The organism is Fictibacillus nanhaiensis, from assembly GCF_042686385.1.
GTDB classification, from domain to species: domain Bacteria; phylum Bacillota; class Bacilli; order Bacillales; family Fictibacillaceae; genus Fictibacillus; species Fictibacillus nanhaiensis.
In genome coordinates this window covers 1695249-1720968 of the sequence record NZ_JBHUPF010000006.1, presented here as the reverse complement: position 1 = coordinate 1720968, position 25720 = coordinate 1695249, and the positions used below count along the sequence as shown (strand labels likewise).

The 25720-nt window shown below is 36.5% G+C and carries 33 protein-coding genes; 15 read left to right on the top strand and 18 right to left on the bottom strand.

The features are described from left to right. Positions 1 to 3: 3 nt before the first annotated feature. Genes ACFS5O_RS12385 through ACFS5O_RS12370 form a run of 4 tightly spaced genes read left to right on the top strand, consistent with a single transcriptional unit; the run spans position 4 to position 3584 of the window. Entirely contained in the window at positions 4 to 795 is a 792-nt protein-coding gene (locus ACFS5O_RS12385; RefSeq protein WP_205727296.1) for an ABC transporter permease, read from the top strand. Next, positions 792 to 1799 (top strand): ABC transporter ATP-binding protein, encoded by a 1008-nt coding sequence (locus ACFS5O_RS12380; protein WP_205726611.1) that lies wholly within the window; start codon positions 792 to 794, stop codon positions 1797 to 1799. Before ACFS5O_RS12385 ends, ACFS5O_RS12380 begins: the two co-directional genes overlap by 4 nt. Continuing rightward, positions 1796 to 2599, top strand: coding sequence for a DeoR/GlpR family DNA-binding transcription regulator (locus ACFS5O_RS12375; RefSeq protein ID WP_205726612.1), 804 nt, complete (start codon positions 1796 to 1798; stop codon positions 2597 to 2599). The genes ACFS5O_RS12380 and ACFS5O_RS12375 overlap by 4 nt, the downstream gene beginning before the upstream one ends. Next, the gene (locus ACFS5O_RS12370; protein WP_205726613.1) at positions 2589 to 3584 is read left to right on the top strand and encodes a histidinol phosphate phosphatase domain-containing protein; all 996 of its coding nucleotides are present in this window, start codon (positions 2589 to 2591) and stop codon (positions 3582 to 3584) included. The genes ACFS5O_RS12375 and ACFS5O_RS12370 overlap by 11 nt, the downstream gene beginning before the upstream one ends. 117 nt (positions 3585 to 3701) lie before the next feature. Here the strand turns inward: ACFS5O_RS12370 and ACFS5O_RS12365 are convergent, their stop codons facing one another. The 3 genes from ACFS5O_RS12365 to ACFS5O_RS12355 form a co-directional block, all read right to left on the bottom strand. Then, positions 3702 to 4253: a GNAT family N-acetyltransferase gene (locus tag ACFS5O_RS12365; RefSeq protein WP_205726614.1), complete on the bottom strand. Its 552-nt coding sequence runs from the start codon at positions 4251 to 4253 to the stop codon at positions 3702 to 3704. A gap of 27 nt (positions 4254 to 4280) precedes the next feature. Next, a complete protein-coding gene (locus ACFS5O_RS12360; RefSeq protein ID WP_205726615.1) occupies positions 4281 to 4808 on the bottom strand; it encodes a P-loop nucleotide/nucleoside kinase family protein in 528 nt (175 codons plus the stop codon). Positions 4809 to 4997: 189 nt separating this feature from the next. Continuing rightward, entirely contained in the window at positions 4998 to 5450 is a 453-nt protein-coding gene (locus ACFS5O_RS12355) for a GNAT family N-acetyltransferase (RefSeq protein ID WP_318300233.1), read from the bottom strand. A 401-nt stretch (positions 5451 to 5851) separates the two neighbouring features. Here ACFS5O_RS12355 and ACFS5O_RS12350 point away from each other — a divergent pair, with 401 nt between their 5' ends. Further along, entirely contained in the window at positions 5852 to 6478 is a 627-nt protein-coding gene (locus ACFS5O_RS12350; protein ID WP_205726617.1) for a class I SAM-dependent methyltransferase, read from the top strand. A gap of 85 nt (positions 6479 to 6563) precedes the next feature. Here ACFS5O_RS12350 and ACFS5O_RS12345 read toward each other — a convergent pair whose 3' ends face one another. After that, positions 6564 to 7118: an undecaprenyl-diphosphatase gene (locus ACFS5O_RS12345; protein ID WP_205726618.1), complete on the bottom strand. Its 555-nt coding sequence runs from the start codon at positions 7116 to 7118 to the stop codon at positions 6564 to 6566. Between the two features lie 353 nt (positions 7119 to 7471). Further along, positions 7472 to 7663, bottom strand: coding sequence for a DUF1272 domain-containing protein (locus ACFS5O_RS12340; RefSeq protein ID WP_205727297.1), 192 nt, complete (start codon positions 7661 to 7663; stop codon positions 7472 to 7474). 172 nt (positions 7664 to 7835) lie between these two features. Here ACFS5O_RS12340 and ACFS5O_RS12335 point away from each other — a divergent pair, with 172 nt between their 5' ends. Beyond that, a complete protein-coding gene (locus ACFS5O_RS12335; protein WP_205726619.1) occupies positions 7836 to 8258 on the top strand; it encodes an Lrp/AsnC family transcriptional regulator in 423 nt (140 codons plus the stop codon). A gap of 77 nt (positions 8259 to 8335) precedes the next feature. Here the strand turns inward: ACFS5O_RS12335 and ACFS5O_RS12330 are convergent, their stop codons facing one another. The 3 genes from ACFS5O_RS12330 to ACFS5O_RS12320 all read right to left on the bottom strand — a co-directional run bounded on the left by ACFS5O_RS12330 (position 8336) and on the right by ACFS5O_RS12320 (position 11024). Then, the gene (locus tag ACFS5O_RS12330) at positions 8336 to 9592 is read right to left on the bottom strand and encodes a DUF445 domain-containing protein (RefSeq protein ID WP_318300235.1); all 1257 of its coding nucleotides are present in this window, start codon (positions 9590 to 9592) and stop codon (positions 8336 to 8338) included. 101 nt (positions 9593 to 9693) lie between these two features. After that, complete coding sequence (locus ACFS5O_RS12325) at positions 9694 to 10314, bottom strand: chloramphenicol phosphotransferase CPT family protein (protein WP_205726620.1); 621 nt, start codon at positions 10312 to 10314, stop codon at positions 9694 to 9696. A gap of 35 nt (positions 10315 to 10349) precedes the next feature. Further along, the gene (locus tag ACFS5O_RS12320) at positions 10350 to 11024 is read right to left on the bottom strand and encodes a GntR family transcriptional regulator (RefSeq protein WP_205726621.1); all 675 of its coding nucleotides are present in this window, start codon (positions 11022 to 11024) and stop codon (positions 10350 to 10352) included. Between the two features lie 141 nt (positions 11025 to 11165). Between ACFS5O_RS12320 and ACFS5O_RS12315 the strand changes: the two genes are divergently transcribed. Together ACFS5O_RS12315 and ACFS5O_RS12310 are read left to right on the top strand one after the other, a co-directional pair. Continuing rightward, a complete protein-coding gene (locus ACFS5O_RS12315) occupies positions 11166 to 11999 on the top strand; it encodes a YitT family protein (RefSeq protein WP_205726622.1) in 834 nt (277 codons plus the stop codon). Between the two features lie 226 nt (positions 12000 to 12225). After that, the gene (locus tag ACFS5O_RS12310) at positions 12226 to 12882 is read left to right on the top strand and encodes a YdcF family protein (protein WP_205726623.1); all 657 of its coding nucleotides are present in this window, start codon (positions 12226 to 12228) and stop codon (positions 12880 to 12882) included. 128 nt (positions 12883 to 13010) lie between these two features. On the opposite strand, the gene ACFS5O_RS12305 is transcribed toward ACFS5O_RS12310, so the two are convergent. The 4 genes from ACFS5O_RS12305 to ACFS5O_RS12290 form a co-directional block, all read right to left on the bottom strand. Further along, positions 13011 to 13490 carry a TVP38/TMEM64 family protein gene (locus ACFS5O_RS12305; protein ID WP_205726624.1) on the bottom strand — a complete coding sequence of 160 codons (480 nt, stop codon included), beginning with the start codon at positions 13488 to 13490 and terminating at the stop codon, positions 13011 to 13013. A gap of 435 nt (positions 13491 to 13925) precedes the next feature. Then, positions 13926 to 15008: a HAMP domain-containing sensor histidine kinase gene (locus ACFS5O_RS12300; RefSeq protein ID WP_205726625.1), complete on the bottom strand. Its 1083-nt coding sequence runs from the start codon at positions 15006 to 15008 to the stop codon at positions 13926 to 13928. Further along, a complete protein-coding gene (locus tag ACFS5O_RS12295; protein WP_066395510.1) occupies positions 15005 to 15691 on the bottom strand; it encodes a response regulator transcription factor in 687 nt (228 codons plus the stop codon). The genes ACFS5O_RS12300 and ACFS5O_RS12295 overlap by 4 nt, the downstream gene beginning before the upstream one ends. Next, positions 15681 to 16271 carry a class I SAM-dependent methyltransferase gene (locus ACFS5O_RS12290; protein WP_205726626.1) on the bottom strand — a complete coding sequence of 197 codons (591 nt, stop codon included), beginning with the start codon at positions 16269 to 16271 and terminating at the stop codon, positions 15681 to 15683. The genes ACFS5O_RS12295 and ACFS5O_RS12290 overlap by 11 nt, the downstream gene beginning before the upstream one ends. Before the next feature lie 478 nt (positions 16272 to 16749). Between ACFS5O_RS12290 and ACFS5O_RS12285 the strand changes: the two genes are divergently transcribed. Genes ACFS5O_RS12285 through ACFS5O_RS12270 form a run of 4 tightly spaced genes read left to right on the top strand, consistent with a single transcriptional unit; the run spans position 16750 to position 19077 of the window. Beyond that, complete coding sequence (locus ACFS5O_RS12285) at positions 16750 to 17067, top strand: thiamine pyrophosphate-binding protein (RefSeq protein ID WP_379839178.1); 318 nt, start codon at positions 16750 to 16752, stop codon at positions 17065 to 17067. 48 nt (positions 17068 to 17115) lie between these two features. Further along, positions 17116 to 18279 (top strand): thiamine pyrophosphate-binding protein, encoded by a 1164-nt coding sequence (locus ACFS5O_RS12280; protein WP_379839176.1) that lies wholly within the window; start codon positions 17116 to 17118, stop codon positions 18277 to 18279. A gap of 17 nt (positions 18280 to 18296) precedes the next feature. Continuing rightward, entirely contained in the window at positions 18297 to 18671 is a 375-nt protein-coding gene (locus ACFS5O_RS12275) for a carboxymuconolactone decarboxylase family protein (protein WP_205726627.1), read from the top strand. Between the two features lie 22 nt (positions 18672 to 18693). Then, entirely contained in the window at positions 18694 to 19077 is a 384-nt protein-coding gene (locus ACFS5O_RS12270; protein ID WP_205726628.1) for a hypothetical protein, read from the top strand. A 47-nt stretch (positions 19078 to 19124) separates the two neighbouring features. Here ACFS5O_RS12270 and ACFS5O_RS12265 read toward each other — a convergent pair whose 3' ends face one another. Next, positions 19125 to 19616: a DinB family protein gene (locus ACFS5O_RS12265; protein WP_205726629.1), complete on the bottom strand. Its 492-nt coding sequence runs from the start codon at positions 19614 to 19616 to the stop codon at positions 19125 to 19127. Between the two features lie 262 nt (positions 19617 to 19878). Between ACFS5O_RS12265 and ACFS5O_RS12260 the strand changes: the two genes are divergently transcribed. After that, the gene (locus ACFS5O_RS12260; RefSeq protein WP_379839174.1) at positions 19879 to 20118 is read left to right on the top strand and encodes a hypothetical protein; all 240 of its coding nucleotides are present in this window, start codon (positions 19879 to 19881) and stop codon (positions 20116 to 20118) included. A 49-nt stretch (positions 20119 to 20167) separates the two neighbouring features. On the opposite strand, the gene ACFS5O_RS12255 is transcribed toward ACFS5O_RS12260, so the two are convergent. Beyond that, positions 20168 to 20923, bottom strand: a complete 756-nt coding sequence (locus ACFS5O_RS12255) for an alpha/beta hydrolase (RefSeq protein ID WP_205726631.1) — start codon at positions 20921 to 20923, stop codon at positions 20168 to 20170. A 383-nt stretch (positions 20924 to 21306) separates the two neighbouring features. Here ACFS5O_RS12255 and ACFS5O_RS12250 point away from each other — a divergent pair, with 383 nt between their 5' ends. Beyond that, positions 21307 to 22113, top strand: coding sequence for a YwqG family protein (locus tag ACFS5O_RS12250; protein ID WP_205726632.1), 807 nt, complete (start codon positions 21307 to 21309; stop codon positions 22111 to 22113). Between the two features lie 57 nt (positions 22114 to 22170). Here the strand turns inward: ACFS5O_RS12250 and ACFS5O_RS12245 are convergent, their stop codons facing one another. The 3 genes from ACFS5O_RS12245 to ACFS5O_RS12235 are packed head-to-tail and all read right to left on the bottom strand — an operon-like array spanning position 22171 to position 23617. Then, entirely contained in the window at positions 22171 to 22641 is a 471-nt protein-coding gene (locus ACFS5O_RS12245; RefSeq protein ID WP_205726633.1) for a hypothetical protein, read from the bottom strand. Positions 22642 to 22670: 29 nt separating this feature from the next. Further along, entirely contained in the window at positions 22671 to 23294 is a 624-nt protein-coding gene (locus ACFS5O_RS12240; RefSeq protein ID WP_205726634.1) for a permease prefix domain 1-containing protein, read from the bottom strand. Next, the gene (locus ACFS5O_RS12235; RefSeq protein ID WP_205726635.1) at positions 23291 to 23617 is read right to left on the bottom strand and encodes a PadR family transcriptional regulator; all 327 of its coding nucleotides are present in this window, start codon (positions 23615 to 23617) and stop codon (positions 23291 to 23293) included. The genes ACFS5O_RS12240 and ACFS5O_RS12235 overlap by 4 nt, the downstream gene beginning before the upstream one ends. 241 nt (positions 23618 to 23858) lie before the next feature. Here ACFS5O_RS12235 and ACFS5O_RS12230 point away from each other — a divergent pair, with 241 nt between their 5' ends. Further along, the gene (locus ACFS5O_RS12230; RefSeq protein WP_205726636.1) at positions 23859 to 24248 is read left to right on the top strand and encodes a hypothetical protein; all 390 of its coding nucleotides are present in this window, start codon (positions 23859 to 23861) and stop codon (positions 24246 to 24248) included. A gap of 113 nt (positions 24249 to 24361) precedes the next feature. On the opposite strand, the gene ACFS5O_RS12225 is transcribed toward ACFS5O_RS12230, so the two are convergent. Continuing rightward, the gene (locus ACFS5O_RS12225; RefSeq protein WP_205726637.1) at positions 24362 to 25708 is read right to left on the bottom strand and encodes an MATE family efflux transporter; all 1347 of its coding nucleotides are present in this window, start codon (positions 25706 to 25708) and stop codon (positions 24362 to 24364) included. Positions 25709 to 25720: the final 12 nt, after the last annotated feature.

Sequence of the window (25720 nt, the reverse complement as noted above, 5' to 3'; positions counted from 1 at the left end):
AACATGCGTACCCATAAAATCATTGTAACGATAACATTTTTGTATCTATTTATTCCATTATTAGCGACTTTTCTTTATTCCTTATCTACAACGTGGAACAAGACGATTCTTCCAGAAGGATTAACACTAAAATGGTTTGTAGACCTATATAACGATCCACGTTTTATTGACGCACTATGGCGAACGATCCAGCTTACAGGAGGAACGATGATCGTTTCTATTTTAATCATGGTACCTGCTATATTCGCCATTACGGTTTATGCTCCTAAATATGAAAAGTGGCTACAGACCATCGTTCTTTTTCCATATGCAATGCCAGGAGTAGTAGCCGCAGTCGGGTTATTAAGTATTTATTCAAAGAGTGGTATACCAATGGTCATTGTTCTTGCAGGTTCTTATTTTGTTCTTATCCTTCCCTTTATGTATCAAGGTGTACGAAATAGTTTAAGAACGGTAAACGCAAAAACACTTGTAGAGGCAGCTGAACTGTTAGGTGCTTCTCGAAGTACAGCTTTTTGGAAAGTGATTGTACCGAACATAACACCTGGAATTATGGTAAGTTCACTCTTATCATTTTCTGTATTGTTCGGTGAGTTTGTTCTTGCAAATATTCTAGTAGGCGGAAGTTTTGAAACGATTCAGATCTATTTGTACCGTCGCTTGAGAGAATCTGGCCACCTATCCAGTGCTATCGTCGTCTCATATTTCTTATTGTTACTCGTACTAAGTTGGATTATGGTTAGGTTTAGTCGTAGAGGAACCTTGAAATTAAAGAAAAAGGAGCCGATCGTATGAGTTTTTTAACAATCAACAACCTTTCTTTAGCCTTTGGTGAAGTAAACGTATTAAAAGAACTCTCTTTATCCATTGAAGAAGGTGAACTCGTCACCCTCCTCGGCCCGAGTGGTTGCGGAAAGTCAACCCTCCTCCGCTCCATTGCAGGGTTAGTGGATCCCGACAACGGATCAATTGTGATTGATGATAAAGAGGTCATATCGATGAATCCAAAGGACCGAGAAGTAGGAATGGTCTTTCAATCATACGCTCTTTTTCCGAACTTAACCGTAGAAGATAATATTGCTTTTGGTTTGAGAATGAAAAAGTTGAATAAAACTGAGATTGAAAAGAAAGTGAAAAGTATGATAGACCTTGTCGGCTTAAATGGGAAGGAACGTTCCTATCCACGTGAGTTATCTGGAGGACAGCAACAACGGGCAGCATTGGCTAGAGCACTAGTTGTAGAACCAAAAGTTCTTCTTTTAGATGAACCCTTGAGTGCTTTAGATGCTCAGATCCGTGCTAGACTTCAAAATCAGATCAGAGACATCCAACAAAAACTAGGGATTACAATGGTTTTCGTTACCCATGATCAGGAAGAAGCAATGGCGATTTCTGATCGTATATTCTTGATGAACAATGGTGAAATCGCACAGAGTGGCTCTCCTGTCGAGATATATACACGTCCAAATAGTGAATTTGTCGCAAGATTCATGGGTCATTATAACGTGTTACATGCGGATGAACTTCAACAAATTGTAGGTTTCGATGCTGGGTTCCAGGGAAGTTTATTTGGTATCCGCCCTGAAGCTTTTACTGAAACGAACATTCACGGTGATGGAATCGAGGTTACAGGTGAAGTACAAAAAGTTTCGTTACTCGGTAATGTTGTTCGATATCAGTTAAAAACGGGAACTCAACACTTTTCGGCAGAACATCTGCATAGAAGTCAAGAATATACGAAGAGCGGTGATGTTAAAACCCTTTATCTATCAAAAGAGGATGTGATTCCACTAACATGAACATCGTTTCCGAAAAAAGACGGATTGAGATCATGAATCAACTTGAGACGAATAGTAAGGTTTTTGTTACTCAATTAGCGGATCAGTTTGGAGTAACACCAGAGACCATCAGAAGAGATTTAGATGAATTAGAGCAACAAGGTATCTTAAAACGCGTGCATGGAGGAGCGGTTAAATCATCTAGCATGCACTATGAACCACCTTTTACAAAAAGACAGAACACCAGCGCTTATGAAAAAAAACAGATCGGGCAAAAAGCAGCTACAACTATTAAAGATGGCGAAACCATCGTCCTTGATGGTGGAACTACTACGCTTGAACTCGCAAAAGCCATTGAGGGTGTGAAACAACTTACCGTATTAACCAACTCGATTGCAGCTGCTAACGTCTTGAATACCTCCCTCTTCACTAGAAGATTTGAAGGTAGCGTAATTTTAATTGGTGGAACATTAAATGCAGCTCAACAATCGGTTTCAGGTTCTATGGCTATTGATTTTCTAGGACAATATAGGGTCGATAAGGCTTACATTTCATGTGGTGGAGTTTCTATGGATGTTGTGACTGATTACGATAACGAAGAAGCTCTGATTTCAAAGAAGATGATTGAAATTGCTCAAAACAATTATTTGTTAGCTGATCACTCAAAGTTTGATAGCCATTCCTTTTCTGTGATTGCACCACTTGAGCGGTTTCATCATATAATCACGGATATTCCTTCCATTGAAGGCTGGCATCAGTGCATAGAAGATACAGGGATAGATTGGATTGTAGCAAAGGAGGCGGTATCCATTGAAAGTTGATTATCATTTACACCTAGAAGAAGGGCCGTATTCCTTTCGATGGTTAGACCGTACTAACCTAGCATTAGATCATTTTCATCCCATACAAGAAAAACCACATACGATTGAATGGATAAAAAAAGCGGAAACCAGAATAAATAATAGATTAAACAAAGGATGTTATTCAGAAGAATGGCTCGATCTCTATTTAGAAGAAGCACTAAATAAGGGGATTAATGAGGTCGGGATCGTCGACCATCTTTACCGATTCCGTGAAACACGGTCTTATTACGAAAAATATATGGATGTTACATCTCCTGAAATTGGACCGCTTCAACAAAAGTGGCTTGACCAGGTCATGACAGAATCCATCTACGAGTTTGTTACAGCTATTAATCAGGCAAAGAAACGTTGGGAACAAAAAGGCGTTATCCTACGATTGGGTATAGAAAGTGATTTTTTCCCGGGATGTGAGGATGAGCTCAGAGAACTTTTATCTCTGGTAGAGTGGGATTATGTGATCGGTTCGGTCCATTTCTTGAATGGTTGGGGTTTTGATAACCCAGAGACACAAGACCGATTTAAGAGTATAGATCTACTCAAAACGTATGAAGAGTTCTTTGGAGTAGTTGAAATGGCGATAAGGAGTAACCTTTTTGACTTTGTAGCGCATCTTGATAATCTTAAGGTCTTTAATCATCGGCCTGAAGAAGAAAAGCTTCTCCCTTTCTATAATAGAATCGCAGATGCCTTAGTTGAAACAGACACGGCAACTGAGATCAATGCAGGTCTCTTCTATCGCTATCCTGTAAAAGAGATGTGTCCAAGTCCATCTTTTCTTTCAGTACTTTTTAATAAAGGGGTTGTTTTCACTTTATCCTCTGATGCCCATTTTCCAGACGATCTAGGGAAACACGTTTCTGACAATTTGCAGACCTTAAAGGATTCAGGTTATTCTGAGATTGTGACTTTTGATAAAAGAAAAAGAATAATGAAACCTTTATAAGATTTTATTTTAAGATTTTTGGACAAGGTGAGAGAAATTTCTTCCTTGTCCTTTAAAACTTTTCACAATATTATTAATTTTCACTAGGTAGCTCAAGACGATAAATTGTAATATGTATTAGACAAATAGAGCCATCATGATTAAATCTTGATATCGACCGTCCATTTTAACAGCTTTTGCTTTCCTTCCTTCTTCCACAAAGTTCAGTGATTTATATAATTGTATGGCCCCATGGTTGTCTTCCATAACTTCCAAACAAATCTTTTCGATCGTTTTGCTGTTCTTTCCCCAAGAGATCAATGATTCCAGGAGTGCTCTTCCAACTCCTAGATTTCGAAAGTGAGGTAACACGGTCATCGCTAAAGAACCTTGATGTGCAATTTTTTCTTTGTTTCCGTTTCTAAAATCAATCACACCCACAATCTCGTTTTCATATTCAGCCACGAGTTTAAGATAATTTGCATTTGCCGCGTAATATTCTAACTCCCTTTTGATATCTTCGAGGCTTAATTTTTCAAGATCCTCAACAGTAGTTAACATGTAAGGAGCGTCCACTAATGCTTTTGGAGCTGCCTTTAACATCCTTTCAGCATCCTGTAGGCAAGCCTCCCTTATTGTTACTTTTCTTTCAGTTTTGGTTTTATAGGTATAACTGTGAGTTGATAACATACGAACTTTCCCTTCCAAATGTATCAATTAATTTTCTACTACGATTTCTCCTTCACCCATAGGAACTTCAAAGCCAGTTAGATAAGATACTAATAGTTCCTCTGAGATTGGGAAAGAATTCGCATCAAAACGTTCGTTTCGTAACTTTAGTCGCTTTCGTAACTCATCTGGGTGGACTTTTAAATAGATAAGCTTCCATTTACCGCCAGCTTCTTCAATAAGCTTTTTATATTCAATCCTCCTTGAACGATTCCAGAAACTAAAGTCAATGACTACTTGTTGTTTTTCGTGAATGTAATGAATTAGCCGCTGTCGTAATTTACTTTCAGCTTCTTTTCTGTATTCCTCAAATTTCTCCATAGGAAAGTCGATTCCCCAACGACCCTGTGTAGACCATATTTCTTCATCAATGGAAAGCCGAACAAATCCCTTCTTCTCTAACTGTTGTGAGAATGTCGTTTTCCCAGAACCCGCTACTCCACACATCATCACGACTAAGGGTGTTAAACCATTCTGTTCATCGTAAATGAGATCATAACAATTTTTTTCGAACATATCCTTATCTCCTTAAACGCTAAACATGAGTATATTGTTTAATTCTGAACCTCAAACACTTATCCCTTCTTTTCCATTTAAACAAAAAAACGTGCAACTTTTTTAAAAGCGCACGTTTTCCTATACTAGCTTTGTAGGGTTATTTTAAACATAATCAGAACCACTTCTTAATACATTTTCCTTACACATTTATTTTTTTGCTTTCCACTCGTACTGAAGATCGGGTAAATTCTCTTCGTTCTCATGTCCGTTCCCAATTACCTTAAATCCGTTCTTCTCGTAAAATCGTTGTGCTTTTTTGTTCACTTCAAATGTGAACAACGTTAGACTCCCATTAGAACGTTCCTTTGCTCGTTGAAGCAATGTATAACCTATTCCCGCGTTTTGAAAATCATTATGTACATATAGCTGGCTTATTTCTGAATCATGATAAGCAATTATCCCAACAACCCTTTCATTAACAATCGCTAGCTCAACAATAAACTCTTTTGTTAAGATGTTGTTCAAAAAATAGATATGACTTTCAAAACTATGAGTCTCTTTTACTCCAATTACTTCGAACTTACTATCGCGCCACATTCTAACGGTTTGTTCTGCGAATTCAGGTAAATAAGGTATGATTGTAACTTGTTTTTTATCCAATACTCTCAATCCTTTCAAGTACATCTAAAGTCAAGGGACAAAGCATCACAATTTTTCATCGTACAACATATTATATCTTAACCATAGTTTGTTGAAGGTAAAAAAATTAACTCAAATTGTGTATGCAATACATATCGTTGTTTACGTACTGATACATTTCTTCAGGTTTTATACTAAAAGATGCTTCAGAGCTCTTTCATATATTCTTGTTTGATTTTGATCGGCTTACTATATAAATGTAATTAGCACACCAGGTACCCGTCCTTACTATGTTTGAATTGTCTCCTGGTAATTCACTTTTTTATCGTTAATCCTTGCTATTTTTATATCTTCTTTTACAGGGGTATTTTAGAATAAGACGAATAAGTTAAGTACAAGCTTTTATATCAAAGGAGAAAACAATGAAATTACTTCATTCTATAAAAGAGTATGTAGATCAGAACTACCAAACGCCAAAAGGATTAATTGGTACATATATTGTTGAAAAGATGGTCAGACAACATAAACCAGAAACAGAGTGGACAATAAAACTATTAGGGCTACAAAATCAAGATTGTGTCTTAGAACTTGGTTGTGGTGCTGGCTATGCCATACAAATGATTTCAGAAAAATATCAGGTTCAGGAAATTGTAGGTATCGATCTTTCTGCGACAGCCATTCGGTCGGCTACTGCTCGCAATAAAAAGTCGATTAACAATCAAAAAGCTAAACTGCTAGAAGCAAATTTTAACAATCTTCCGTTTCAAGACAATATGTTCACCAAGTTGTACAGTATTCAAACCATTTATTTTTGGAATGAGATAGATTCAATCGTTTCAGAAATCTATCGAGTTCTAAAGCCTGGCGGAATTGTGGTTATTACTTTTTCCAATGGTAAAGATAATGAAACGTGGAAAAGTGTAAAGGAAGTTTCAGAAAATCAAGTGATGCCATTTATGATGAATAATGGATTTAAGGATGTTTCGTTAGTAAGAGGTCCTGATTCTAGGGGTTTTCATACAGTTTCTATTAAAGGAACAAAGGAATGATTTATTCATAGAACAAAAGTTTATAACAAAGGCTAACTTATTATCTTAGCCTCTGTTATTCTTTTTTTGTAGAAGATATAAATCATTAAGAATGAAAGATAGGTCTTCTAAGAAAATCAGCTATTGTTTTCTGTTTAATAAGAAGAAAATGGGTAACAAGTGCAATAAGGATCCCGTTCAACGCACCAGCTATCACATCCAATGGGTAATGAACCCCAACCCATATTCGTGAAAATGTGATCAAGATAGCGATCATACACCATAAATACCTAAATCTTATTGTTACTAATATGAGTGTGACAGCAATGGAGATTGCAGATGATGCGTGATCACTAGGGAAAGACGAGTTCGCAGTATGCTCTACCAATTGTACGATGTCATGAGTGATAAAAGGCCGCTCTCGATAAATGAACAACTCAATCAGTCGATTCACTGAGTATGATAATGAGAATGCAAACAAGGCTTGAAATACAATTACCCTATCATTCTTTTTATTTCTCCACCACAGCATGATCAATAATAAAACAAATGCATATTGAACGTATTCGGCAAAGAAAATCATTAAATGATCTATTAGCGGATAAGTTGAAACACGTTCATTAATAAACATAAACCACTTAACATCTGTATCTAGAATCATATTACCTCCTCATATCTTAACTTTATTTTTCATGTTACTTAAAGAGGTAAGGCTTTCCAATGATTCTTCTCTAACAGTTTTATGGAAATTTTTTTTGTAAAACAAAAAAACAGCCTTAAAGGCTGCCATTCGTTATTTCTTCTCTGAAGGTGTAGATATTAATTGAGATATGTAACCATTCAAATCAAAATCCTTGTTTCCTGCATATTCACTCAAGTTTACAGTTGTCGTTAGCATTTTAGTTCCTCCTAAAATGAGTTTATTGTTATTAATAGTATTACCAAACTCGTAACCTATTAAACCCATTCTATTAATATTCGGAATAAAAAAGCTAAAATGCGACTTCCCCTATCTTATTTACTTATTGAACAACTTAGGATTTGAGCACCTGCTTTTGGGCGCCTAACCAGTTCTCCGTTACAATTCATGCAGACATGATTCATTTCTGATGTGCAAGTTGAACAGTACGTACATTCATGAACACATATGTAAGCATCCGACTTTTCATGAAGCTCTACAGAACATTTTTCACATTGCATTCTCATCTCTAACATATTGTTTTAAACCCCTTTTTGTTGTAATTACTTCCTACATATATTATATTTTTTCCAGATATGCTTTTACATGGAATAATTACGCTATTTCCAATGAATTTCATTAAAACTCTCGGAAAAAGATGAATTATACCTGAATATTTAAAGTCGAGGAGAAATAAGTATGGACGAAATAGATAAAGAGATCCTTTTACATTTGCAGCAAGATGCTCGCATTTCCATAACGGCATTAGGTAAGAAAATTGGTCTTTCGAATCCTGCCGTTCACGAACGCGTAAAAAAGCTTGAGGATAAACAAATTATTGAAGGTTATAAGGCGATTATTAATCCTGAAAAAATGAATAAACCGATTATGGCGTTTATTCTGTACGACAATACAAAATGTAAGCCTTTTGTTGAATTCTGCAAAGACCATCCTGATGTAATCGAATGCCACCGCCTAGCTGGACAATATAACTACCTTATTAAAATCGTGACCCAGTCCGTAGAATCTTTAGAACGTTTTATAGATGATTCCATGACATTTGGACAACCTTCCACGTTAATCAGGCTTTCTTCACCCGTATCGGATAAATCTTTAAGTTAAATGCACGTAAGCATAAAAAGACCGAACCAATAGTTACAAAAATAACCTTGGTTCGGTCTTCTTCATATGTTGAAAAGTTAAACGACCATCTTAAAAGTAGTTAAAACTATTCCGATTAAGAATCCACAGATTGCCCCGTTTACCCTGATCCATTGCAGATCTTTTCCAACATTATTTTCAATAATGTTTATCAGAGTCTCATTATCTAATTTTTCAAGATTCTCTTTTACAAGTTGGCCAATCTTCGCATGATACTTCTCAACCATGAGCGATAGTTGGTTTTGAATCCAGCCTTCAATTTTCATCATTTTGATAGAATCTTCTTTAAGCGCTTGAATTTGGTTTTTGATCATTGTGATTATATGACGCTTAATCCATTCTTCATCTTCTGCCAGTTGAATAAATTTTACTTTCGTTTTTACTAGTAAAGAACTTAACTGATCTGTCGGATTCCACTCTGCTACAATAGTGTTCTTCCACTCTCCAAGTTCTGCTAGAAGTTCACTTCGCTCATTTACATTCTTAATTTCATTGTGTATTTTATCAAGAACCGCTTTTCGATACGGATTATTTGGCTCTTGAAGAAGTACAATTCTTTTAAGGAAGAAAGGTTGCAACATGTTCCCTAACTTCTCTGCATTGATCATTTGACTAAAAGATTGAATAGCCATCTTCATGAAGCCGTCTGCCTTCGTGTTATCAAGCAATTGTTTGGCTAGTGTTCCTATCTTGTTTTTGGTATCTTCTTTCTTCAACCATTTTTCAGTTTCAACCAACACATAATCCAATGCTTTTGCATCCAGCTCTCTTTTAAGTACTTCGTTCACCATCTTGTCTAGTACAGGCTTAATGTCTACACCATGCAAATGGTCTTTTAACTCTTTTTCTAAAACGGGTGTAAGTTTTTCAGGATCAATTTCATTTATGAGATGAATAACCAAAGACTGTACCCCTTTATGAAAGGAAGGTGATTCTAACCTTTGCTCTAATTCGTGTACTGCCTTATCCGCTATATTCATATCTTTTATTTTATTTTGGATACTCTCTTTTGTTAGCCAGTCGTTCTCAAGCATATTAATGATCGCTTTAAGCATGCGATCACGATTTTTAGGAAGTAACGCAGTATGAGGTATTGGAAGACCTAGAGGATGACGAAAAAGTGCCGTAACGGCAAACCAATCTGCCAAGCCACCTACTAATCCTGCTTCAAATCCTCCCTGAAGGACTTGACCTGCTATAGAATCCTGAAATGGAAACGTGGCAAGAAAACCTCCACCCATGACTCCTAATGAAATTTTCGCGTAATATTTGGACTTGTTATCTTTTATTTTCAATTGTACATCCCTCAGATTTTACAAGATATTATGAAGACTATTATAAATCATGTGTTTGAAAATCAAAAATGATTAACTATTTTTAAGCTTGTTTCGTATTCTTAAGTGAGATTCTGTACGATTTCGAGCGCTTTAGGTTTAGATCCTCCATACACTATTTCATGAATTTGCTCTGCACATTCTTCTGAAGTAAGTATAGAGGTGTCCACTTCTAAATCATATATACCCGGTTCATGAACAAGTTGCTGCCATAGTGCAACAGGTGTTGGAACCTCGCCTTCTGGAGTATAGCCTAATTTCCAACTCTCTATCCTCCGATTCATGACGGTTTCAATCGGACACCGCACACCAATCAACCATGCTGGCGTACAGTTAAGAATATGAGAAGCTTGTTGAAGAATTTTACGCTTTACCGAATACCCTTCATGGTGACCCACATCAACTACAACATTCAAACCCTCACGACAGAAAGCAACAATTGATTTGTACATGGCAAGATACACCTTTTGTATGAAGGGCTCTAAATCTGGCCGCTCGCCTCCTGGTCGTAAACCTATACTTGGTTGAAACCTCTCTGGTGTCATATCCATAATCCGGTCTACTCCAATGTTCATCCATACTCCTTCAAAATTGTTTTGAATGACAGAGGCGATGCTTGATTTGCCCGATCGAGGTGTACCATTAAGGATAATAATTTTTCCCTGTGATTCTGTTTGATCCATACAAAATCTCCTTTATTCTTTGGAAGCAGACTGAACTAAAACAAAGTTGTTAGAGACTGATAATTTAATTTATCCTGTTGAAGCTTCGTTAAACTATGATCTAGGTGTTGGAGAAGTAAGTTTTTTACTTTTTCCTTTTCTCCGTTCTCAATGTAAAGAATCATCTGCTCGTGTTCAAGAATGTCTAGCTCTTCATTGTTGGAATCTCCATTAAAAACATCATAAAGAACCATATATGTTGTAATCTGACTCAAAATCTTCTTCATAAATTCGATTAAATAGCTGTTTCCACTAGCTTTAGCTATTATGAGATGAAATTCATTATTCTTTTCTTGGTAAGGTACGATACTGCGATTCTTATAAGCGCTCTTCATTTCATTCAAAAGTTGCTTGAGTTGTTTGACTTCATCCGCTGCAAGATTGGAGAAACCTTTTCTGATGGCCATTTCCTCTAACGTCTTTCTCATCTCAAAGGCTTGTACCATCTCTTCAATCGTAGGCTGAACGATGAATGCTCCTTTATTCGGAATTACATTCACTAGGCCTTCTGATTCTAGCTTCATGATTGCACTTCGAATGGGTGTTCTGCTCGCATTCACCTTCTGTGCAATGGCACTTTCAAACAGCTGGTTACCTGGTGCAATTTGTCTATTTAAAATGGCGTTTTTTATTAGATGATATACTTTTTGTTCAACTGTCTCTTTACGCATGTTCAACTACCTGCCTAATTGTTCTTTTCCCTTATTCTAACATAGTTCATATTGGTTTGAACAAAATTGTAGAACAATCTTGTTCAAACTAATTGTCTGTGATATATTATCCTAGGTATTTAGCTTGAACGGAGTGATAAGATGAACCACACAAGAAAAGAAATTACTTTGATTATCATTGGATCCCTGTTCTTCGCCCTTGGAGTAAATTGGTTCGCCATTCCAAACGAACTTGGTGAAGGCGGCGTTACCGGGATTTCAATGACTCTTTATTATGTACTAGGTTGGTCACCGGGACTAACAAACTTTATTATGAACGGTTTACTTCTAGCCATTGGTTATAAAGTATTAAATAAACGAGTGACGTGGTATACGATGATTGCTATCTTCTTTACCTCTCTCTTTATACATTTAACAGAAGGTCTCGGAAAACCAGTTGATATTATGCTTGGTACTGTTTTCGCAGGGGTTTTCATCGGTATCGGATTAGGCCTTGTCTTACGATCAGGTGGTACAACTGGAGGCTCAACCATTATTGCTCGGATGCTAAATCAGCATTTTGGCTGGGGCGTGAGTACGACGATGTTTGTTTTCGATATTCTTGTCGTTGGAGGATCCGCCTTTGTTATTGGGATTGAAAACACGATGTACACGGGAATATCCATTTATATTAGCACTAAGATCTTGGATTACCTGATTGACGGGTTCGATACAAGAAAAGCTGTTACGATCATATCGAATAATACTGACGAAATCGCAAAAAAAGTAAGCGATGAGATGGACCGCGGCGTTACCCTTATTAATGCAAGAGGACATTATTCGAAGGAAGCAAAAGATATCTTATACGTCGTGATCAACAAACAAGAGCTATTCTTATTAAAGAAGATGATTCAACGCGTTGATGAAAAAGCATTTGTTGTGGTTCATGATGTAAGAGATGTGTTTGGTGAAGGGTTTACATTTCCTAAAACGTAAGATGCACTCATATAAGTTTACAAAACGACCCATTCAATTTACTTGAATCGGTCGTTTTATTTTTAAATAGTTCTCTTTCGATTTCCCTACATTCTCTATCTTAAATCAAAAAACAAGCACAAAAGAGCAAAAACAAGATAAAAACAGAAAAAAATCTTGCAAAAAGCATTATATGTAATATATTGTTAATTATAGAATTAAAACCTAATTCGAAGGAGTTTCTATTATGATACCAAAAGAACCAGTTATTCCAGATTTAACTGAAAGTGACGTAGAGTTATTAATTGTTATTACCTTTGAAAGAGAGATACGACCTCAAAAATGTGATGCACTATTTGTATTTAGTGGCACTCATAGTGGCCATTGGGAAAAAGTCATTGAAGCTTATAATCTTAACTACATAGAAACAATTATTGTTACTGGAGGAAGAAGCTTAACAGGTCTCCCTCATCCCGATTGGGACGGCAATACAGATCGTGAGGTATCTGAAGCACGAGTAATTGTGTCCTATTTAGAAAGTGCAGGAATTCCTTTAAAGAACATTTTCATTGAAGAAAAATCTACTAATTCACTTGAAAACGTAACCTGTGCTAAAGAAATTTTTGACTTTACGAAGATACATACTTTAATGGTTGTTTGTAAGAGTCATGCTACAGGAAGACAAATAAGAACCCTCAAAAAGCATTTGCCAAGTCTAATTAAGTACATTCCTTTTACATTTAATACTGTTTACAACGGAACCGAAGTGAACAGAAACAATTGGGCGGAAACAGAAGTAGGAAGAAAACGCGTGTGGGGGGAATATTTGAGAATTAAGCATTATGGAAGTAAAGGAGATATTCTTCCATTGGATGTAATGTCTGATAGATTAAAGCTATTTTGATACGTAATAGGAATAAAGCTCGGTTTATACGAGCTTTATTACTAATTAAATGATGGCTGACTCCATTTGAAAGGTTACTATTATACCTAGCTCACTTTTATACGAGCAGGTAATGACCACATACCTTTTTAAAATATATCCGTCAATCGTAAAGAATAAGCCAATGAGAATGTAGTAAGAAGTTTTGCGAGAACTGCTATGAGCACAAAGCGTTTCACTTTAACACCACTCACTCCTGCTCCAACACAAATGATTTCATCTGGCAACACAGGAACAATGAACAACAAAATCAAGATCCATGTTTCATTCTTCTTAACAAAACGATGATATTGATCTAATTGTTTTTCATTAACTAATCGATGCACCATCTTCATTCCAAAAATTCGAGATAAATAAAACATCGTGAAAATTCCTAATACAGCTCCCATGAAGCCTAATATAAAAGCGGTGAACGGACCTAAAGCAGCACTTCCAGCAACGACAGTTACGATTTCTGGAACGGGCAAGATAATGGGTTGAGCATAACACACAGAAAAATAAATAAGCTTGGCAAGCTCCATTTTCTCGTTTAAGATCGTCTCTAACCCTTTGTTATCAATGGTAACCATTATTCGACTCATACTATATGTGAGAAAAATAGCAGCCATTATTATGCTATACACGATAGAAATCGTCTTCATTTTTTCGAAAAATGTTTCCCGCTTCAATATATAAGATGTAATTAAAAGGATAATAACACTATACCCAGTGATTAATAAAATTGTCCTATACACGGGTTCAAATGTAGCTAGCGATTGAGAGAGAAGATATATGGAAACGAACAGTATTCCTAAATGTGTTATAAAGTAATACCTATCTGGATTAAAGATTTTATATACAAACGTACTTCGTTGCATTTTTAAATTCAATGAACATCCAACCCCTTTTCTTTCTGTTACATTTATTATGTAAAACAAATCTTAAGAAAAGCTTAGGAATATTCTTAACGATTCTTAACTTTTCCCAACTAAAAAAACTTATGAAGCATGCTTCATAAGCTTTGATCAAATTGGAAGTTTGATAATAATCGTGAGCCAGCCATCCATATACTCCGCTCGTATATGACCTCCATGTAGTTCTACAATCCTTTTTGAAATAGCAAGTCCAAGTCCCGTTCCTTCACGCTCGCTTCGAGCTTTGTCTCCTACTAGAAAACGTTCAAATAATTGATTAATATCTTGTACTTCTGGTCTTTCTGTTTGATTGGACAGCCTAAATTCAGCATAATTGGATTGTATGTCAAAGGTAGCTTTGACAATAGAAGGTTTCGTGCTGTACTTAATAGCATTCATAAAAAGATTGTCAAAAACACGGACCATTTTTTCAATATCCATAGAAGTTAGAACTTCATCTTCTGGTATTTTCTTTACAACAGTTAGGTCTTCCTTTTCAAAGATCGGAACGTATTCCCCGATCAATTGTTCTAATAAACCCGTCATGTCTACATCTTTAATGTCTAATTTTACATCTGGACTTGTCAAACGAGTATATTCAAAAAGCTCATTGATTAGAGCTTCAAGCTGCTTTGATTTTGAGTAAGTCGTATCATGATATTCTCTTAGTTGATCTTGGCCCAAATAATTCCCCTTTCTCAGCAAGTCCAAATACCCTATGATGGATGTTAAAGGGGAACGCAAATCATGGGATATATTTGTAATCAATTCATTTTTCGCTATCTCAAGTTGTCTTTCATATTCAAACTTACTTGATAATTCCTTTGACATACTATTAACATCTTCGGCAAGCTTGCTTAATTCATCGTTTCCTTCCATTTCAATCGTCAATCCCAATTTTCCGTTGGCGATTTCATTAATACTTTCTGTAATACGCTTTATATAAAGTATTTTGTTTCGTATCAATGCTAAGAAGGTAACAATAAAAGAAAAAATAACAAAAGTAAAAATCAGAAAAACGATAACATTATAGGTAGTTGCACCAATATCTTCAATCGTAAGATATTGAAGATTAAAGAAATGCAAAATAATTTGAGAGATAATAATCATAACCACAGTCGATACAAAAAAGCTAACAGCAACTGCTGCAAGAAGTTTTACAAGTAATGATATTTTAATCCGCTTTATTCTCATATTTTATAGCCGACTCCCCAAACCGTTTTAATATAGATGGGTCTCTTCGGATCTTCTTCGAGTTTTTCTCTTATCTTTGTTATATGAACCATGACAGTACTGTCTGACTTATAGAATTCTTCTTGCCACACCGCTTCATATATCTTCTCAATGCTCATAACGATGCCTTTATTGAGGGCAAGCAGCTCTAAAATAGAGAACTCTTTCGGTGTGAGTCTGACATCTTTCCCTCTCACCCATACTTGACGGGTTTCTGTATTGATCTTCAGATCTCCAATCTCAATGAACTCCCTACTTGAATCAGTATCCTGGTTGTATTTTCGATATCTTCTGAGCTGGGATTTCACACGTGCCATTAACTCCAAAGGATTAAACGGTTTTGATAAGTAATCATCTGCACCTGCAGCAAGACCTTGAATCTTGTCCATATCTTCAGACTTGGCAGAGAGCATAATAATCGGCATATTTCTCTCCTGCCTTATTCTCATACACGCTTGGATCCCATCCATCTTTGGCATCATGATATCTAATATGATAAGATCAAAATCCTTCTTCTCCAATTGTGCTAACGCATCTATTGCATTTTCGGACTGAACCGTATACATTCCTTCATTTTCTAAATAAACGGAAATCAAATTCCGAATATCACTATCATCATCAACGATTAAGACTCTAGATTGCATAAGTCCCCTCCATCTTTTCTTCTTCTAATGAACAACATAATACCATAGCAGGTGGAACATTTCTGATCTCGATACTTACGTCCACTTTTGAAAAGAACTGTTCAATATATGCTTTCATTACGTTTGAATATTGAAACGTAACAAACTTTCCATTCTTTCTTAATACTTTTGAAGTTTTAAACAAGATTCTATGTGAAACAGCCTTTGGTAAGCTGGCAAAGGGAAGTCCTGATATCACGTAATCTACATAGGGAATGCCACATTTTTCAAGGTACCAGTCAACCTTTTCAGCTGATCCATTATGTATGAAGAGATTATCCACCTCTTTGTATTTCTGTACAAGTATTTTGTAGAATTCCTCATTGCTTTCAATTAAGATAATAGCCGTGTTAGGATTTCGATTCTGAAGCAGCTTTTCTGTGAAAACACCAGTTCCCGGTCCGTATTCTAGAATGTATCTTGCCTGCTCAAAATTGATACTCTTTACCATTTTATCAGCTAGATAACTTGAACTTGGAAGAATGGCCCCTACTGAACGGGGATTACTTATATACTGTGCTAAAAAAGACAAAAATTTCACGATTATTCACTCCGATTGTTTGAATGTATAGTCATTCTATAATTCAAACCTAAAGAATTAAGAGGAATAATCCTTAAGAATTCTTAAGAATGTTTATCATAACTAACTCCATTGTAGATTTTTATTTTTACCACTTTATCGTTGGCATATATTGTAGATTTACGAGACATGTTTTTCAAAAATATCTTTTCTCCTTTCTTTCAGAGGATTTTTCTAAAGATAGAAATGACCACTTAAACTTCTTAATATTTTCTTCAATTAATAACTTAACAAATGTTTATTTCTTACCGATAAATTACTTGTGATACTAGTATATCTACTGTTAATAAAAATTGAATGGCTTACCCGTTAAAAAACGGGGACCGAAAGCCAACAAATATGTTGTAGATCCTATAACAGCTGGGTTGCAAAACGTATAGAAAATGATCTATTTGGACGATTCAATAGATCGTTTTTTTAATGACGAAGGAGATAATGAATGAAAAGAATTGTAGACGTCCTTGCCATGAATTTAAAACAATTGGGCGTGAAACACACCTTTGGTATACCAGGTAAAGCTGTCGTACCGATTCTACTTGAACTTGATCGACAAGGTATTCCATTTAACCTAGCAAGACATGAAGGTGGAGCTGGATATATAGCATCTGGTTACTCACTTATGAATCAAACAATCGGTGTTACGATTGGAACTTCAGGACCTGGAGGGACGAATCTATTAACAGCTGCTGCTCAAGCCAAAGCTTGGCATCTACCCGTATTGTTTATAACCGGACAACCTTCTGCAAAAGACATCTGAAAACCATTCGGGCAAGACTCCACCTCTTTTGGTACGGACCTTGTTGGGATGTTTGATCCTGTCACAAAATTTAGCGCTAGGGTTGATCGTGCAGAATCGTTTCAGAACTACTTTACTCATGCCATTGAAAAAGCGCTTCACGGGGTAAAAGGACCGGTTCATCTCTCTATTCCGATGGATGTATTACTAGAAGAGATAGAACCATTTGTTTTGCAACCGAAAATAGCGCCACACATGGTAGCGACGAAAGAGGTTCTCCATCATGCGTTATCTAGTATTCAAGACGCTAAACGTCCAGTGATGATCTTAGGAAAAGGTGTCCACGCTTCGCAAGCATACGAAGAAGTCATACAGTTTGCAGAGGCTTTCAACATTCCTGTTATGACGACACCTGGTGGAAAAGGCACGTTTCCTACTACTCACGAGCTTTCACTTGATGGCTTTGGCCTTGGGGGTTCTGATCGAGCAGCAGACTATCTGACTCAAAAAAGTGACCTTGTAATCGTCATAGGTTCTAAGTTATCGGACATGTCAATCGTAGGTTTAGATCCATCCCGTTATCCTGAGACTATCATTCATTTCGACTATGATCATACCTTCATTGGTAAGTCGATTCCAGCAGAAACACATCACATCCTTGGAGATGCAGCAAGTAACATTAAAAACTTGTTAGATCTATGGGATGGAGAAACATTACCGATTGAAACGGTTTTCTTTGGTGACGACGGTAGCCATTCGTTTTATGCCATCAAACACCTCTCTCTTCCTGTGCCTGGAACATTTTACTTTGATGATGTATTTGGAGCGATGGGACATGCGATCGGTTATAGTATCGGAGCGAAAGTGAGTAAACCTGAAAAATCCATTGTTTGTTTAGCAGGTGATGGCTGCTTCTTTATGCATGGTAATGAGATATCCACTGCTGTTGATCTTGGAGCAGCTACTTTGTTTGTGATCTTTAATAACGGACGACTGGACATGGTTGATAAAGGGATGTCTAAAAACGTTGGGAAAGCCGAAGGAACGCGTTTCAAACAAGAACTTGATGTCCAGAAGTTCAGTGAAGCTATGGGAGCTAATGCATACAAATGTTGGACACTAGAAGAATTAAAGACTGCTATAAAAGATGGATTGAACCATCATGATGGTCCCACTGTCATTGAAGTGATGGTAGATCAAGAAGAAATTCCCCCTACTTTACAAAGAGGTTAACCGAGGAGGTGAATGAAGTGTTCATAAAAATAGATGAAATGAAAAGCCTTGAAAACCTTTCAGGTCAAAGTGGTGTAACGATCATGAAGGATCTACAACAAGTCTTCCCTGATCTAGGAAATCTCGCAACAAAGCTTCATAAAGAGATATACGAAAGAGACGTACTTGACCTTAAACAACAAGAAATCATCACGCTTTCCATACTGATCGCTCAAGGAAATACAGAATCTGCACTTAAATTTCACATCAATGCAGCTTTACATGCTGGCCTGACAAAAGAAGAAATCTTTGAAATCATTCTACACGCGGCACCGTATACAGGTTTCCCGCGAGCAATTAATGCGGTTTATGCTGCACATGATATCTTTATTGAAAACGGGTTAGTAAAATAAAAATATATTGGAGGAATGTAGTATGAACGCAACTAAAGCCGTAACAAAGGTACAGAATGGAGTTTTTTATTGGAGAGCTACTACAACAATGATCTCGATCGAAGAAGCTACAGAGATCGCAGAGAAAGTTAAAAAAGAAGTAAGCAGCCCAAGCATTAAGTACTTTATCGTTGATAATCGAGAACTGATTGGTCCATACAAACCAGACGTCCAACAGGTTTGGTCTGATTTGATGAACGTTGTCGCTCAAAACGTTGAGAAAAACGTAGTAATCTGTAAAGATATCATCCAACAGATGCAGATCAACCGCATCTCCAAGAACACAGGAACACAAGATAAGGTAAAAGCATTTATGGATGAAAAAGAAGCACTAGCATTCATTAACCTTACAAGTTTCCCATTTTAATCACCCAAAAGCCCTCCTGTGTTTAGGAGGGCTTTTATGCTCTTTATTTATGCTTTCACTGCTTCCCTTTTCCAACTTTTCTGCAGCTTTCGAATCATAATGATCTGTCCAATGTGGTACGCATTATGTGTTGCAGCATTCCCAATGAGTTCCCACCATTTTGCCGGTACAGGAAAACCATTCACTTCACTTTCTACTCTCTCTTCAGATAGTAACGTCTGCCATCGCAAAAGAACATCTAAGAGCTGTTCTTTTAACTGTGAGAAACTTTGATGTTCTGGTATCACAAAACTTTTTTCATTATTACCAATAGAAGGTACCGCTTGTACATGAGACTCCATGTAACGGGTTTGCCACGTCTTATTCCAATACAGAAGATGCTGAACAATTGCAGCGATACTGTGACAATGATCGTTTGGTCTCCAAAAGGCTTCTTCCTCTGTTAAATTTTCGACTGATTCATTAAAAGGCAGATACCAGCTTGCGTCGTTGGCATTGGCTAACAGTTGATCGGCTAAAAGATGTTTCACATGCACCATACATTTCACTCTCCTGCTTTTTTATTTACTTCCTGTTTTGAACTTTATACATTTAGACTCCTATTATCCATTCTCGTTTCTTTGTTTCTTTCCTTTCTTATTCCTAGAGATTATTATGTAAAAGGAACTTTATAACAAGATCGTTAAATGGAGTGTGGTGCATATGTTGTGTTGTTCTAAAAATGAAATGAAATTAGAAGCTGATGTTGATACCGACCCAATCTGGTGTAATCAGTGTAACTGTAATTTAGAGTTAGATAACATGCCACTTTCATTAGAACTTAAAGAGGAAGTGCAGAATTGGGCGATGCAATATGGTAAATGGATAGATTGGCACAATGATAGATTATGTGAAAATGGTTTAGAGCTTGAGGCTGAGCATAATCAATTCGGTCAAACTCTTTCCGATAAATTACAAAGAGAGCTTGGAGATGCGTACAAAGTACACTTCTCTCCTTCCCTTTCTGCTAGTCATTATATGAATGAAAATTCTCGGTTCTAAGCACGAAAAAAACCCGAATCTCTGATTAGATTCGGGTTTTCACATGGCATTATGCGTTTACTTTATTAAGTATTTTGTCTATGAACTTCAGTGTTTCATCAATGATTAGTTGTTGGTCGTTGTCGAGTGTGGCCACATGGTAGCTGTTCTTTAACTGTATGATCTGTTTGTCTCGTGATGAAATGGAATCATAAATAATTTGAGAGTTGTCGGGTGGAACGACATGATCTTCTGTTGAAACAAAGATGAGTGCTGGACATGTGACAGTATGAAGATTTTCTTTTACTTTTTTCATCAGTAACACAATTTCTTTTAAGGATTGAACCGGAGTTTTGTCATAGGCAAGTTCTTTCACATCCGAATTCTTTAAGTCTGAACCTATGGCGTCTAGAAATCGTTCGTTGGAATGTTGCATGTTTTCCATGTCTTGGATGTCGATTGCTGCATTGATTGGAATGATCGCTTTAATATCTGGATATGTTTCTGCAACGTATAACGTAAGTGTTCCTCCCATAGAAAGACCAGTTACAAAAATGGTGTCACAACGTTCATTGAGCCATTGGTATCCTTCTTCAATGGATGCAATCCAATCATGATATGTAGTCTTTTCCATATCCTCATAGTGTGTACCATGCCCTTTCAGTCTCGGACCACAAACTGTATATCCCGCTTCCGCGTAAGCTTCTCCTAAAGGCCGCATACTTTGTGTAGAACCTGTGAAGCCATGAGAAATTAATATGCCCACACTGCTTCCTTCAAAGTAAAAAGGTTGAGCTTCCGTCATTACAGAATGCTTCTCTGTCATTGAAATCCCTCCAATATGAATAACTTACTTCATACATTCAAGAAATTCGTAACATTACCTGCAATAAAATATCTTACTTGATACTTTAGCTCTTATTTTCCTTATTTTTAGGGTTTGACCACTCTAGTATCAAAATGACCAACACATAAAGAGAAGGTATAATTAAATTTTCTAATAACTGTAGACTTTTATACTTGAAAAAGTCGAACGCAATAAGGGTTAAATAAATAGATATAAAATAATAGAAACATTTTCTGGTCATCCCCATTTTCACACCTCAATTATACATATGAAAGCTCTATATTAAGTTAATTCAGTGTATTTTGATATTGTAATACCATTACAGGAAACTTACACTTAAAAGAAAAGGAGATTCATATACTATGACTTTATCATTACCAAAAGCATTGGAACCATATAGGAACGAGATTGAGAAAACCGTTGTTCCTTTTGTTTCTATTCAAGCAACCCGTCAGCCCACAGCCATTAAGGATAGCAAAATTGGAGGATTTCCTTACTTGCCTGAAGGATTTTCTTATCCGTTAGATTCTTCTGGAAAACCAATGGCTCTTCTTTGCCAACTTAATTTTGAAGAAATTCCTCACCTCGAACACTTCCCAACGTCAGGTATATTACAATTTTATCTCTCTAGAAATGATGATGTGATGGGAATGGATTTTGATACCCCTACAAATCAAAGTAACTTCCGTGTGGTTTATCATGAGAACATTGAGCAGCTCCACACAACTGAATCTTTTGTTCCTGAAGATAATGAAGAAGAACACTTACCTTTTCATGGTGAATACCGTTTATCTTTTGAGTTATCAAAAGAAGCTCTTGGTGTCAGTGATTTTCAGTTTGGAGAACGTTATAAATCTATTGATATGGATCAGGCTACAGGTGAAGAGAACATGTGGGGTGAAGAAACGCTATATGACCTTTTCTGTGAACATGTTGAGAACATGGGGCATAAAATAGGGGGTTACGCATATTTTACACAAACAGATCCACGTGATTATGAAACGCAATTTGATGATTACCGCATTACTTTGCTTCAGATCGATACAGATGATGAAGGTGAAAACGACATCATGTGGGGAGATGCTGGAATAGGTAACTTTTTTATTACGAAAGAAGATTTAAGAAACAAAGATTTTTCTAGCGTTTTATTTAACTGGGATTGTCATTAATAGACGTGAAGGGGCAGCTTTGCGGCTGCCCCTTTTGATTGAAAAGCTCATATCAAGTTATTTCAGTATGATATTCCCTACATATTGTGAATAACCTTTACTGGTTGCAAAATCAATCTCTAAAATATATTGACCCGGTTCGCTTGGAAAAGAAAAGGAGTAATCACTTGATGATTTCGTCGTTAACTTTAACTCTTCATTCCCCTTCCATAGAGATACCCTCATCGTCTCGTTTGTGTATTCTCCGCCATCTTCTTTATTTTCAAGTAAGATTAATTCTGCTGATTGATTAGGTGAAAGCTTGATTTCCTCTTGTTCACTTGCTAGCGTTAAAAAGTTGTCTACTTTATTCTTAAATTCCTTTTCTTCTGTTTTCCAGTCAACATTTGCTTCTTTTAAAGCAAATAGATCTTCTTTGACACTAAGTCTTAATTCTGGCGGTCCAGCGTCATAGTCTTCGGCTATACAAGCGGTTAATAAAAGCATAAATAAGAATCCTGCTATCACATGTAGACATTGTTTTATCATGTTGCACCTACTCCTCTCCCATTCACCGTTTAGATTGAACGTTTAAAACATTGATTGAATATTTGTCTCGCTATCACGTAGAAAAAGGCACCAATTGGAACAACCAACAGATCAATCCATAATCCATTTTGATAGTTTTCTGGTTGGTGAAAGTATGTAATAAACATTAAACTTCCTATTACAAATGAAGGAACGATAAAGAATATCCAAGGATTTGTTATGTATTTCATTTTCACCGAACTTAATTGAATGGCTTCATATACTAGTTCAGCCATCCCGCAAATAAAAGCAACGATAAAAAATAATCCTATTACACTGGAAAGAGGCGCTATGTTATCCGCTCCGGGATTGTAATGCTCCATGATATAGAAAGAGAGCACACAAAAAACGAGGGTAACGAATACGGTATTCCATAGAAAACGCGTAATCTTATAAAAGGGATAGACTACTTTTTTCATTTCCCAATTCATCTTTTTCTCGTTTCCGAATGCCTTTAAAGCGATCTGTAACGCTTCTTTCTCAGAGTAACCTTTAATCAACAGCTCATTCAAATGATCATTGATGTGCTGAGTCAACTCTTCTCGTATGTCCTCTTTTTCTTTAAGCGGTAGACCCGCTACGATTACATCAATGTATTGATCAACATCCTTCATAACAACCCCTCCAACGTTTTATCCATCAGGTCATTAATTTGTTTCCAATCTCTTCGCTTTTCTGATAATATTTTTCGGCCAGTTGTTGTTAAAGAATAATATTTACGACGGCTTCCGTCAGGTCCATGTTCCCAATACGAAGTCACACACTCTTTTTTCTCTAGGCGTTTCAAAGCTGGATAAAGGGTTCCTTCATTCATAGAGAATTCTTCGTTACTTAAAATTCGTAGCTTCCTTGTCATTTCGTAGCCATAACTATCCCCATCCACTAAAAGTGAAAGAAGCAAGATTTCAATGCTTCCCTTCAATAGTTCTTTATCCATGTTCACCCTCCAATATTTTCTAATTGTATTGTAATACGATGTACATCGTATTACAAGGGTGTGTTGTATTTTTTTCCAGCTAATGATAAAAAACAATGTTATTAATTGCTCTATTCTGTGCCGAAGTGGTTTCTAAAATATTCGATCTCTTTGGTATGCTGCTATCGAGTGCAATTCGGTGTTGATAATTTTATTAAAGATTGAATATAAGTTTAAGAAGAAATAAGTGAGGAGGGAAAGAATGGCCACAGAGTTTGTTTATTTCTCTTCAATTATTGTTGCCATTATGTTTGTGTCCATCTCGGTCTTCCAGATATTACTTTCGCTCGGTTATCCATTAGGTGAATTTGCGATGGGAGGTTTTTATAAGGTTCTACCGAAAAAATTACGTATTATGAGTATGATTAATGCTATCATTCTATTATTTATGGGCATTGTATTTCTTAAACATACGGATGTCTTATATGGTTTTAATTTTTTACCTACGAACACTTTAGTTTGGATTATTACGATATTTCTCGGTACAAATACAATAACAAACCTTCTATCTCAGAGTAAGAAAGAAAGGCGTATGATGACACCATTTTCAAGTATCGCTTTTCTTTTATGTTTATTTATAACTTTATCTTAAGAAAAGATATCACTTTAACAGGTTAACTGCCCCCAATTGTTAGAAACAACTAACAATTGGAGGTGAAGTTTTTTTATGACTTCAATACCTGTTAACATCACTTCTGCTTTTTACTAATTATTGAATACCTTATTGTCTCCATCATAACGAACTTCATGAAATCCTAGTGTTCGTGATAATTTAGGCACATGCAGGATTAGGAACAACGATCGGGCGGTACTGAAAAGAATAAATGCTAACCATAACCCATGGTTACCTAGACCTGGTGTTGCTAAATAAAGAGAAACCAAGAAAACAATTAAAGCTAGAATCATAGAGTTACGTAGTGAAGACGCTTCAGTTGCTCCTACAAAAATACCGTGAAGGACGACACCAAAGCTGGATACGATCGGGAAGATGATAATCCACGCTTCATACGTTCCTACTACATTCAACACTTCAGGTAAAGAGGTGAACAATAGGTGTATCCGGTCTTTAAATACAAAATAAACACTCGAGATGCTTAGTGAGGAGATAATTGCCCATTGAAAACTACGTTTAATCGTTGATCGATAGAGTGCCTTATCGTTAGAACCTATTGCTCTTCCAGTTAATATACTCGAAGCATTGGCGAATCCATCATACATATAAGCCATGATGTAGTGGATCTGAATCAAGATGGCGTTTGCCGCAAGAATCTCTGTACCGAAAGTGCCTCCTTTTGCCGTAAAAACATTAAACACAATTAATAAGCATAATGTTCGAATGAATAGATCTCTGTTCATCCTCATCATTTTTTTATAAGAAGACAGGTCGATTGATTTTATCTGGAAAATTTTCTTACGTTGGTTAGCGGGAATCGCTTTCCACACGATAAAAAGACCGATTACAAAAGTGGAAACCTCCGAAATCAATGTAGCCGCTGCAACCCCTGCTACACCCCATGAAAAGACTTTAACAAATAGAATATCAAGTACAATGTTCGTTACGTTCATATACATTTGAAGAAACAAAGTCTTCTTAATCATTGCAAGTCCCATCATCCAACCTATGATTACATAGTTGAGCAGTCCAAATGGTACACCCCATATACGAATTGCAAAGTATTCTATGGCTAGAGACTTAACGGCTGGATCTGAAGTAAGAAGTGGCAAAAACTGTTCTTTGATCGGATATTGAAGCGCTACTAAACAAGCACTTATGCCGAGTGCTAAGAGCAATGGTCTACTTAGTGAACGTAAGAGATCGTCCTCATTTTTTGTTCCATGTGCTTGTGCAGCAAATCCAGATGTACTCACCCTCAAGAATCCAAACAGCCAATACATCGTATTAAAAATAATCGTGCCCACCGCTACACCAGCTATGTAAGAGGAATCATCTAACTGTCCCACAACAGCCGTATCTACTGCACCAAGAAGAGGAGTCGTTATGGTTGTAAGAATCAGCGGTAGTGCCAATCCAAGATATCTTGAATGATTCAAATACGTTCATCC